Source organism: Paraburkholderia sediminicola (genome assembly GCF_046027825.1).
Taxonomy (GTDB): Bacteria; Pseudomonadota; Gammaproteobacteria; order Burkholderiales; family Burkholderiaceae; genus Paraburkholderia; species Paraburkholderia sediminicola_D.
Genome location: NZ_JAQQDU010000162.1, coordinates 1 through 10,238, shown reverse-complemented (window position 1 = coordinate 10,238; position 10,238 = coordinate 1). Strand labels below are relative to the sequence as shown.

Below are 10,238 nucleotides of genomic sequence, written 5' to 3'. Positions count from 1 at the left end.
CCCGTAGGCATACAAACAAAGCTCCGCGAAGACAAAAAAACCATTACGCCAACTCGGTATGAGCCGCCTCGCCGGCTCTCCCCCGATACCAAACAAAATAAACCACCAGCAAAACAACAACAAACGGCACCCCAATCACCAACGTCATCCGAAACTCCCGAGTAAACCACGTAGTGACCAAAGCACTCACCATCAGCCCTGCGCCAAGCAGAGAAGTAACCGGATACCCCCACATCCTGAACGCCAGCGGCAAACCCTTATGCCTATGGCGAAAAAAGAAGTGCGTAACAAAAATCATCAACCACGTGAACATGGCGCCAAACATGGACACAGACATCATCAACACAAACGAAGCATCCGGATAACCCACATTCAGCACAGTCGCCAACGCGATCCCAATCGTCGACAACCAAAGCGCCGCAACCGGAACCCCCTTGGCGTTCAAAGCCCCCAACCGCCGCGGCGCATACCCCGCACGGGAAAGACTAAACATCATCCGCGTCGTGATGTAGAGCTGGCTATTCATCGCCGACAACGCCGCCACCAGAATCACAAAATTAATCACGCCCGCCGCCCCAGGCACGTGCGTCGCCGCCATCACCCGCACAAATGGGCTCTCATCCGTGCCCGCCGCGTTCCACGGCACAATCGCCAGCATCAACGCCAACGTTAGCAAATAAAAGAACACCAGCCGGAACATCGTCGCCCGAAAGGCCCGCGTAATCGCCTTCTGCGGATCGCGTGCCTCGCCCGCCGCCACCGCAATCATCTCGATGCTCAAGTAGCTGAAAATCGACACGATCACCGCGACCCACATGCCCCACACGCCCTTCGGAAAGAAACCACCATGTGACGTGTAATTGGCGAAGCCAATCCCCGAGCCAGCCGGCGCGCCGAACACCACATAAGCGCCCAGCAGGATGAACCCGACAATCGCCACGATCTTCAGCATCGAAAACACATACTCGACCGCGCCGAATACCTTCACGCTCACCGAGTTAATGCCGATCAGCGCTGCCGAAAAACCAACGATCCAGTACCACCCCGGCACCGCGGGAAACCAGTACTTCATATACACGGCAATCGCCGTCACCTCGGTGCCAACCGCAAACACAATCGACGACCAGTACGCATAGCGCACCAGAAATCCCGCCCACGGCGCAATGTAGTGCTCGGCATAAGCGCCGAACGATCCCGACGTGGGATGCGCTACGGTCATCTCGGCCAGGCAACCCATCAATAGCAGCGCAATCAGCGCGCCGATCGCATAGCTCACCAGCACGCTCGGACCCGCAAAGCCGATGGCAAATCCGCTGCCGAGAAACAGGCCGGTGCCGATCGCGCCGCCAATCGCAATCATCGATAACTGCCCCGTCGATAATCCACGGTGCAACCCCTTCTCGCGTTCGACAATCGTGTCGAAGCCTCGCTGCTCTTGCGTCATCTTTGTGTCTCCTCCTGGATGCGGTTGCGTACAGGGACGCAACCGTCGGTGCCGCGCTGTCGTATTACTTGTCGTGCTCGAATCGCGGCGCTTGTCTGCTCATTGCGTCAACGTGCGTATGTCAACCACTGAGGTCACCGCTCATGTCACCGATTTGCGTGCCTTGAATTCTTCGGTATTCCACGCGCCAGTCGCGATGATGTCCTTGAGTTGGGCGATGGTGTCCCAGATATCCACGTAGCGCACATACAGCGGCGCAAAACCGAAGCGCAGAATGTCCGGCGCGCGGAAGTCGCCGATCACGTTGCGCGCAATCAGCGCCTGCATGATCGCGTAGCCTTCCGCATGACCCAGCGATACCTGGCTGCCGCGTTGCGCGGCGTCACGCGGTGAAGCGAGCGTACAACCGAGGCCGCTCAGTTCCTGATCGGTCAGTTCGATGAACAGATTGCCGAGCGCCACGCTCTTATCGCGCAGTACATCGAGATCGACGCCGTCGAATGCTTCGAGCGCACTCTCCAGTGCGATCACGCCGAGTTGCGGCGCAGTGCCGGTCAACATGCGGTCGATGCCCGGATGCGGCGCGTAGTCGTGCGTAAATTCGAACGGCTTCGAGTGGCCGTGCCAACCCGTCAGCGGTTGACGCACCGCTTCGATATGGCGCGACGCGACGAACACAAAAGCGGGGGCGCCCGGGCCGCCGTTCAGATACTTGTAGCCGCAACCCACCGCGAAGTCAGCGTCGCAACGGTTCAGGTTCACCGGCATCGCACCCGCCGAATGGCACAGGTCCCACACGATCAGCGCGCCGGCCTCATGCGCCTGACGCGTTACCGCTTCCATGTCGTAGCGTTTGCCGGTTTTGTAATTGACGTGCGTGAGCGACACGATTGCCACGGTATCGTCGATGGCCGCGACGATGTCGTCCGGATCGACGCACCGCAATTCGCAACCGGTCATCTCAGCGACGCTCGAAGCGATATATACGTCAGTCGGAAAATTGGTTCGTTCGGCGAGAATCACGTTACGGCCCGGGCGCATGCGTGTGGCCGCAACCAGCACCTTGAACAGATTCACCGAGGTCGAATCGGCGACAATCACTTCGTCCTGTCCCGCGCCAATCAGCCTGGCGATCTTGTTGCCGGTGCGCTGCGGCGCCGGATACCAGTCGGCGTCATTCCACGAGCGGATCAAACCGTGCGCCCATTCGTCCTTCAGAGCCCGTTCGATGCGCGAGGGCACATTCGCGGGCATCGCGCCCAGCGAGTTGCCGTCGAGGTAAATCGTGTCGGCCGGCAGATCGAAGCGCGTGCGGCAGTGGGCCAAGGTGTCGGCGGCGTCTAGCGCGGCGCAGTGTTCGCGGGTAATCATCTGGCTAATTTCCTGTTGTTCTGATTGCAATTGCAAAGTCTGTAGCGCGTGCTGCCTAGGCGGCGTGGGCAACTGTCGTAGGCAAATCGAAAAATCGCTGCGCGTTGGCGCCAAGGATCTTCGCCTTGGCCGTGTCGCTCAGTTGCGGGTGATGCGCGACCAGGTCGCCGATCTTCTGCTCGCCGAGCGGGAACGGATAGTCGGAGCCGAGCAGGACGTGGTCTTCGCCCATTGTCTCGACCAAAAGACGCAGGGCACCCTGGTCGAACACCGCGCTATCCACGTAAAAGCGGTCGAGATACGACACCGGCGGATTAGGGCAATCCTCACGCACAATGTCGCGTTGCTCCCACGCGTTCTGCACGCGGCCGAGCAGGAAGGCGAAGCTGCCGCCGCCATGCGCGAAGCACAACTTCAGCGATTTCGGAATCCGCTCGAACGCCCCCGACAGAATGAGCGACACCATGCTCAATTGCGTTTCCGCCGGCATCGCGACGAGCCATGGCAGCATCCATTTCTTCATACGGCCGTCAGTCATCATGTCCCACGGATGGACGAGCACCGGAATGCCGTCGTTCGCGCAATGCGTGAGGAAGGTGACGAGATGTTCGTCGTCGAGATCGCGAGGGCCAAGGTGATTGCCGATCTGCACGCCGCGATGTCCTTCGCGATGGGCGCGCGTGGCCTCACGGCACGCAAGGTCGATGTCCTGCAGCGGCACTTGCGCGAGCGCCATCAGCCGGTGCGGCGCATGCGCACAGAGTTCGAGCGCGTGGTCGTTCATCCGCGCGGCCCAGCTGTGCGCGGCGGAGGCATCGTAGCGATAGCCGAACATCACGGGCGTGGCGCACATCAGTTGGATGTCGACGCCAAGCGCGTCCATTTCAGCAATACGCGCGGCCGGATCCCACAGCGCGCGATACACCGGACGAAAGCTTTTCTCGCCGGTCATGATCATGCCGCGTTCGCCGTCCGCGTCGATCCTGAGCCAAGGCGCATGTTCCGTATCAAGGCGTGCGGCTTCTTCCCGCGCGATCGGCGGGAAGAAGTGGGAATGCATGTCGATTCGAAGTGTCATCGTGATTCTGTTTGTTTAGACAGCGCGGCCGGGGTGGACATGACCGCAATGCGCACAGCGGCGTTTCTCTTCTGAGGCATAGAAGGCGTTGAAAAGCGGCGGCAGATCGCTGACGATGCTTTTCAGTTGAACCTCGACGCGGTAGACAAGATGGCCGCAGTCATCGCAATACCACTCAAAGCCGTCAACCATGCCTTGTGGGCGTTGCCGCTCGATCACGAGGCAGACGCTGCCCGCTTCCGGTCGCTGCGGCGAATGGCGCACGTGCGGCGGCAGCAGAAACACGTCCCCTTCCTTCAGATCGACGCGCTCGCGCTTGCCGCCGATCCACAGATACAGATACGCGTTGCCGCGCAACTGATAGAAGAATTCCTCGAGCGGATCGTCGTGGTAATCGGTACGGTGGTTCGGGCCACCCACCACGGTGACGATGAAATCGCTGTCCTGCCACACCTGCTGGTTGCCGACGGGCGGTTTCAGCAGATGCGCGTGATCGTCGATCCAGCGCTGGAAATTGAACGGTTTGCCGTACGTGAGCATGGCTGTCTCTGTCATTAGTTTTCTATGCGTGTTTACTTTTTCGGTGCGTACGCAATCGCCTTCATCTCGATCAACAGATGCGGATGAGGCAATTGATGCACCGCGACCGTGGTGCGCGTCGGACCGGTTTCGTCGAAATACTCGCCGTACACGGTGTTATAGCCGCCGAAGTCGTTCATGTTGACGAGAAACGATGAGATCTCGACGAGGTTCGACAGATCCGCACCTTCACTCTGGAGAATATCGCGAATGTTCTCGATCACCACGCGCGTTTGCTCACGAATGTCGAGTTGCACGGTGCCGAGTTCATCGGCGGAAGCGCCCGCAATCGTATTGTCCGGGCGGCGCGAACTGGTGCCGGAGACGAACAGGAAGTCGCCCGCCCGCGTCACATGCGGAAAACGGCCACGCGGTTTGGCTTTGCCGGGCACAACGCGCCCTTGAATGGTCGGTTCGTTAGTCATGAGAGTCGATAGGTGGTGAATTCGGTGCTGCCGAGACCGTTGACGACGCAATGGACGTGCGCGTCGACGGGAAGCGGATGAGCGGCGGTGGCGGCGCCCGCCATGATCAGCGAGCCAGCCGGCAAGATCAGGCCGCTTTGCGCGATCAGGCGCGAGGCCTGCACGATCGAGCGCAACGGATCGCCAAGAATCGCCGCGGTCGAGCCGGCTTGCACGATGCGGCCGTCCATGCGCATCGTCACGCCCGCATTGCGCAGACCGTCGAAGCGTCGGGTCCACGGGCCAATCACCAGCCCCGCCGAGGAACAGTTATCGGCGACCACATCCTCAAGCGTGAATTTGAAATCGCGGTAGCGCGAGTCAATAATCTCCATCGCCGGAGCCACCGCTTCCAGATAGCGCGACGCTTCCAGCATCGTCAACGGACGGTCGATCTCACGGCTCGTCAAAAAACAGACTTCCGGTTCGACACGCGGATGAATGAAGCGATCGAGCGCAACACGGCCGCCGTCTTCGTCGAGCATCGCATCGGTCAGCCAGCCCCAGATCAGACTATCAACGCCCATCTGGATCATCTTCGCGCGGCTCGTAAAGCCGAGCTTCACGCCGACCATGCTTTCGCCACGATGAATGCGCCGCTCGATCGACGCGCGCTGAATCCCGTACGCGTCATCCAGTGAAAACGGCGTGGACGTGGTGAGTTGCGCGATCGGTTCGGCGTGGCGCGCGGCGTCGTCGATACGTTCCGCAATAGCGTCGAGGTCGATCATGCGGCCGCCTTTTGCGCAAGGTCGCGCGCCTTCAGCATATCCAGCGCGACGTCGACGATCATGTCTTCCTGGCCACCGACCATGCGGCGCTTGCCGAGTTCGACCATGATGTCGAAGGCCGACAAGCCGTATTTGGCAGCGGCCGCTTCCGTATGACGCAGGAAGCTCGAATACACGCCGGCATAACCCAACGCGAGCGTTTCGCGATCTACCCGCACCGGCCGCTCCTGCAACGGACGCACGATATCTTCTGCGGCGTCGATCAGTTTCTTCACATCGCAGCCGTGATTGAGCTTCATCCGGTCTACCGCAGCGATGAACACTTCGAGTGGTGCGTTCCCTGCACCCGCCCCCATGCCGGTCAGCGAGGCATCGATGCGGTCACAACCATGTTCGAGCGCGACCACGGAATTCGCCACACCTAGCGACAAATTGTGATGCGCGTGCATACCCGTTTGCGTCGCGGGATCCAGTACGGCCTTGAAAGCATCGAAACGCTCGGCGACGTCGCGCATATTCAACGCGCCGCCGGAATCGACCACATACACGCATTGCGCGCCGTAGCTTTCCATGAGCTTGGCCTGCTTTGCCAACGCATCCGGCGTGGTCATATGCGACATCATCAGGAAGCCGACCGTGTCCATGCCGAGCGAGCGCGCGTATTCGATGTGTTGCTTCGAGATATCCGCTTCGGTGCAATGCGTGGCGATCCGCACGATGCGCGCGCCGGCGTCGTACGCCGCCCGCAGATCGTGGACGGTGCCGATTCCGGGCAGCAACAGCGTCGCCACTTGCGCGCGCTTCACCGTGCCCGCTACCGCTTCGATCCATTCAAGATCGGTATGGGCGCCGAAGCCGTAATTGAAGCTCGAACCCGAGAGACCATCGCCATGCGCGACTTCGATACTGTCGACACCGGCTTCATCGAGCGCTCGCGCGATCGCAACGGCATTGTCCAACGAGTATTGATGGCGGATCGCGTGCATGCCGTCGCGCAGTGTCACGTCCGACACGTAGATTTTCTTTTTGCTATCGGTCATTGCGTCTTTCCTTTCACGCTGTCACGCGGCTGGCCGCGATCTGTTCGGCCGCGGCTAACGCCGCCGACGTCATGATGTCGAGATTGCCTGCGTACGAAGGCAGATAGTGGGCGGCGCCCTCCACTTCAAGAAACACGCTCACCTTCAGACCCGCGCGGCGCTCGTTCGCGTGTAAGGCGAGCGGGTTCTTCGCCGTATAACGGTCAAACTGCACCGCCTGCTTCAGACGGTAGCCGGGGACGTAGCTCGCCACCGCTGCGACCATCGCGTGAATCGAGCTTTCGATTTGGTCGGTGTCGGCGTCTTCTTCGGTCAGGCAGTAGACGGTGTCGCGCATCATCAGCGGCGGCTCGGCCGGATTGAGCACAATGATCGCCTTGCCGCGTGCCGCGCCGCCGACGGTTTCGATCGCTTTCGAAGTGGTCTCGGTGAACTCGTCGATATTGGCGCGCGTGCCCGGGCCCGCCGAACGGCTGGCAATCGATGCAACGATTTCGGCATATCGCACCGGCGCCACACGGGAGACGGCGTGGACGATGGGGATGGTCGCCTGACCACCGCACGTGACCATGTTCAGGTTAGGGGCGTCGAGATGCGCGAACAGATTTACCACCGGCACCACGAACGGTCCGATGGCGGCCGGCGTCAGATCGATCACGGTGACGCCGTGTTCATGCAGCACGGCAGCATGATGGTGATGTGCGGCCGCCGAGGTCGCATCGAACGCGATCCGGATGTCGCCGAAGTTCGGCATACTCACGAGACCCTCGATTCCCTGCGCCGTAGTCGGCACACCGAGCCGTTCGGCGCGTGCCAGACCGTCCGAAGCCGGATCGATACCGACCATCGCGCCCATTTCAAGGTGCTTCGCGTGGCGCAATACCTTGATCATCAGATCGGTGCCGATGTTGCCGGAGCCGATGATGGCGACGGCCTGCTTGTCTTGTTGGTTATGCTTATCGTGCATGTCGTTCCCCGTCACGATGCGGATTTAGGGTGGTGGGAAAAACTCGCGCTCACAGAGCCGAGTCCCTCAATATGGGCGGTGAAGACGTCGCCTGCATTGACACCGACCATCGGTCCGAGCGCGCCGGTCAATACGGTGTCGCCCGCCTTCAGCGGCGCGCCGACACGTGTCATCGTGTTGGCGAGCCATACGGCGGCGTAGAGTGGATTGCCGAGGCAAGCCGCACCGACCCCGACGCTCACCTGATCGCCGCGCCGCTCCATGACCATGCCACAGTTGATGACGTCGAAAGCATCGAGTTTGACCGGGCGATTGCCGAGCACGAACAAGCCGCTCGACGCGTTGTCGGCCACCGTGTCCGTCAACCGGATGTCCCAATTGGCAATCCGGCTGCCGACAATCTCGATGGCGGGCAACGCGTAAGCTGTTGCGCCGATCAGGTCGGCGATCGTATGGCGTTCGTGCGGCAGATCGTGCGCGAGCACCAACGCGATTTCCGCTTCCACTTTGGGCTGCTGCGTACGCGGCATCGCGATCTCTTCGCCGTCGGCAATCGACATATCGTCGAATAGCATGCCGAAATCCGGTTGATCGACGCCGAGTTGCGCTTGCACGGCTTTCGACGTAAGGCCGATCTTGCGACCCACGAGACGGCCGCCGGTTGCGAGCTTGCGTTCGGTGTTCAGACGCTGCACCGCGTAAGCGGCTTCGAGCGCATCGCCGCCGAACTCCGCGATGGCTGTGCGCACCGGCGCGACGGGCACGCCATTCTGCTGCGCCTGCCACAATGCATCAGCGATTTGCTGCGCGGCGTTCAGGTCGATTTTGCTCATGCGATCCTCACGCAAACGTTGGTCAGTTCCGAATAGAAATCGAGCGAATGACGCCCGCCTTCACGACCGATGCCCGAGAGCTTGGTGCCGCCGAACGGTGTGCGCAGATCGCGCACGAACCAGGCGTTCACCCACACGATGCCGGTTTCGATCTGCCGCGCCACGCGATGGCCGCGCGAGAGCTGCGTTGTCCAGATGCTCGCGGCGAGTCCATACGCGCTGTCGTTCACGCGGCCGATCACTTCGTCTTCGCTATCGAACGGCGCAATGTGGCAGACAGGTCCGAAGATTTCTTCCTTGACGCAGCGCGCCTCGTCGGACAAACCGGTCCAGATCGTCGGCGTCACGAACGCGCCCTGATCGCGCTCGTCGCCGAACTGCGGAACCTTACCGCCCGTCACGACGGTTGCGCCCTCTTCGACGGCCAGCCGGAAATACGACAGCACCTTCTCGCGATGACCGCGAGAGATCAGCGGGCCCATCGTGGTGGCGGGGTCGTCGGGGGCGCCGACTTGCAGCGCCTCGGTTTTTTCCTTCAACGCGGCAACAAAGCGCTCGAAGATCGGCCGCTCGACGTACACGCGTTCGCTGCACAGACAAACCTGCCCGGCGTTCGTGAAACTCGACTTCAACACACCGGCGACGGCCGCGTCGAAGTCCGCATCGGCGAACACCACGGCGGCGTTCTTGCCGCCGAGTTCGAACGAGATTTCCTTCACGCCGTCCGCGACGCTCTTCATGATCGTGCTGCCGGTCCGCGATTCACCGGTGAACGTGATCGCGCTGATGTCCGGATGACGCGTGAGGAATTCGCCGGCCGCATTCGGCCCGTGGCCGTGGATCAGGTTGAACACGCCGGGTGGCAGGCCGATGTCGTGCATGACTTCGGCGAGCAGCGTGGCCGAGCTGGGTGTTTCTTCCGACGGCTTGGCGACGACGCAGTTGCCCATCGCGAGGGCCGGCGCGACTTTCCACGTGAACAGCAGCAGCGGCAGATTCCACGGCGAGATGATGCCGACGACACCGAGCGGTTTGCGCGTGACGTAGTTGATCAGTTCGCTGCCATCCGCCGCATGCGTTTCGAAGAACTCGCTGTTCGCGGTGCGGATGAGATCCGCGAAGGTGCGGAAGTTCGCGATACCGCGGGCGATGTCGAGCTTGCGTGCTTGCTCGATTGGGCGGCCGGTGTCGGCCACTTCTGCCGCGACGAAATCGTCGAAGCGGGCTTCTATGCCGTCGGCGATTTTATGAAGCCAGTCGGCCCGTTCAGCCGGCTTGGTGTTGCGCCAGCCGGCGCGTTGGGCCGCGGCTGCGGCGCGGACAGCGGCGTCGACGGTTGCGGCGTCGGCTTCGCAGACCTGCGCGAGTTCGCGGCCGTCGACGGGGCTGATGTTGGGGAAAGTGGATGCGGTCGCAATGAATTCGCCATTGATGTAATGGCGAAGTAATGGTTGAGCGCGCTGCGCGGCGGCCGGGGTGAGGGTCACAACGTCTCCTGCTCGATTGAGGTGTTTGCAGGAGTCTAAAGGGGGGGATCGCGGGGCGATAATCAAAGATTGGGTGGTGGGTATGCCAATGGGGAATACCAGAGAGGGGTTTTTGCCTCCGGCGGTGGCGAGGAGGTGGGGTTTCGTTATTCTGGTTGCCTGCGCGGCGCTTGTTTCTGTTTGCCTACGGTGTTGGCCTTTCCTTGATCTGGCTTTTTGGCCTTTCCTTGAATTGATATTGGAT

The 10,238-nt window shown here is 61.2% G+C and carries 10 protein-coding genes; all 10 read right to left on the bottom strand.

The genetic code is table 11. The features are described 5' to 3' along the window. Positions 1–43: 43 nt before the first annotated feature. The 10 genes from PQQ96_RS40500 to PQQ96_RS40455 all read right to left on the bottom strand — a co-directional run bounded on the left by PQQ96_RS40500 (position 44) and on the right by PQQ96_RS40455 (position 9,994). Positions 44–1,444 carry an amino acid permease gene (locus PQQ96_RS40500; protein WP_408302799.1) on the bottom strand — a complete coding sequence of 467 codons (1,401 nt, stop codon included), beginning with the start codon at positions 1,442–1,444 and terminating at the stop codon, positions 44–46. A gap of 141 nt (positions 1,445–1,585) precedes the next feature. Continuing rightward, complete coding sequence (kynU, locus tag PQQ96_RS40495) at positions 1,586–2,815, bottom strand: kynureninase (protein ID WP_408302797.1); 1,230 nt, start codon at positions 2,813–2,815, stop codon at positions 1,586–1,588. Positions 2,816–2,870: 55 nt separating this feature from the next. Then, on the bottom strand, positions 2,871–3,893 hold the full coding sequence (locus PQQ96_RS40490; RefSeq protein WP_408302795.1) for an amidohydrolase family protein: 1,023 nt from the start codon (positions 3,891–3,893) through the stop codon (positions 2,871–2,873). 15 nt (positions 3,894–3,908) lie between these two features. Further along, positions 3,909–4,433: a 3-hydroxyanthranilate 3,4-dioxygenase gene (locus PQQ96_RS40485; protein WP_408302801.1), complete on the bottom strand. Its 525-nt coding sequence runs from the start codon at positions 4,431–4,433 to the stop codon at positions 3,909–3,911. Positions 4,434–4,465: 32 nt separating this feature from the next. Next, complete coding sequence (locus PQQ96_RS40480; protein ID WP_408302794.1) at positions 4,466–4,897, bottom strand: RidA family protein; 432 nt, start codon at positions 4,895–4,897, stop codon at positions 4,466–4,468. Then, the gene (locus PQQ96_RS40475) at positions 4,894–5,667 is read right to left on the bottom strand and encodes a 2-keto-4-pentenoate hydratase (protein ID WP_408302792.1); all 774 of its coding nucleotides are present in this window, start codon (positions 5,665–5,667) and stop codon (positions 4,894–4,896) included. The genes PQQ96_RS40480 and PQQ96_RS40475 overlap by 4 nt, the downstream gene beginning before the upstream one ends. Beyond that, entirely contained in the window at positions 5,664–6,707 is a 1,044-nt protein-coding gene (gene dmpG, locus PQQ96_RS40470; RefSeq protein ID WP_408302790.1) for a 4-hydroxy-2-oxovalerate aldolase, read from the bottom strand. Before dmpG ends, PQQ96_RS40475 begins: the two co-directional genes overlap by 4 nt. 13 nt (positions 6,708–6,720) lie before the next feature. Next, on the bottom strand, positions 6,721–7,674 hold the full coding sequence (locus PQQ96_RS40465) for an acetaldehyde dehydrogenase (acetylating) (RefSeq protein WP_408302788.1): 954 nt from the start codon (positions 7,672–7,674) through the stop codon (positions 6,721–6,723). 11 nt (positions 7,675–7,685) lie between these two features. Continuing rightward, the gene (locus tag PQQ96_RS40460) at positions 7,686–8,507 is read right to left on the bottom strand and encodes a 2-keto-4-pentenoate hydratase (RefSeq protein WP_408302786.1); all 822 of its coding nucleotides are present in this window, start codon (positions 8,505–8,507) and stop codon (positions 7,686–7,688) included. Further along, positions 8,504–9,994, bottom strand: a complete 1,491-nt coding sequence (locus PQQ96_RS40455) for a 2-hydroxymuconic semialdehyde dehydrogenase (protein WP_408302784.1) — start codon at positions 9,992–9,994, stop codon at positions 8,504–8,506. Before PQQ96_RS40455 ends, PQQ96_RS40460 begins: the two co-directional genes overlap by 4 nt. Between the last annotated feature and the right edge of the window lie 244 nt (positions 9,995–10,238).

Coding starts and splice junctions, on each gene's coding strand:
- PQQ96_RS40500 (WP_408302799.1), bottom strand. CDS start 1,444: ATGACGCAAGAGCAGCGAGGCTTCGACACGATTGTCGAACGCGAGAAG.
- PQQ96_RS40475 (WP_408302792.1), bottom strand. CDS start 5,667: ATGATCGACCTCGACGCTATTGCGGAACGTATCGACGACGCCGCGCGC.
- PQQ96_RS40490 (WP_408302795.1), bottom strand. CDS start 3,893: ATGACACTTCGAATCGACATGCATTCCCACTTCTTCCCGCCGATCGCG.
- PQQ96_RS40465 (WP_408302788.1), bottom strand. CDS start 7,674: ATGCACGATAAGCATAACCAACAAGACAAGCAGGCCGTCGCCATCATC.
- PQQ96_RS40460 (WP_408302786.1), bottom strand. CDS start 8,507: ATGAGCAAAATCGACCTGAACGCCGCGCAGCAAATCGCTGATGCATTG.
- dmpG (WP_408302790.1), bottom strand. CDS start 6,707: ATGACCGATAGCAAAAAGAAAATCTACGTGTCGGACGTGACACTGCGC.
- PQQ96_RS40480 (WP_408302794.1), bottom strand. CDS start 4,897: ATGACTAACGAACCGACCATTCAAGGGCGCGTTGTGCCCGGCAAAGCC.
- kynU (WP_408302797.1), bottom strand. CDS start 2,815: ATGATTACCCGCGAACACTGCGCCGCGCTAGACGCCGCCGACACCTTG.
- PQQ96_RS40485 (WP_408302801.1), bottom strand. CDS start 4,433: ATGCTCACGTACGGCAAACCGTTCAATTTCCAGCGCTGGATCGACGAT.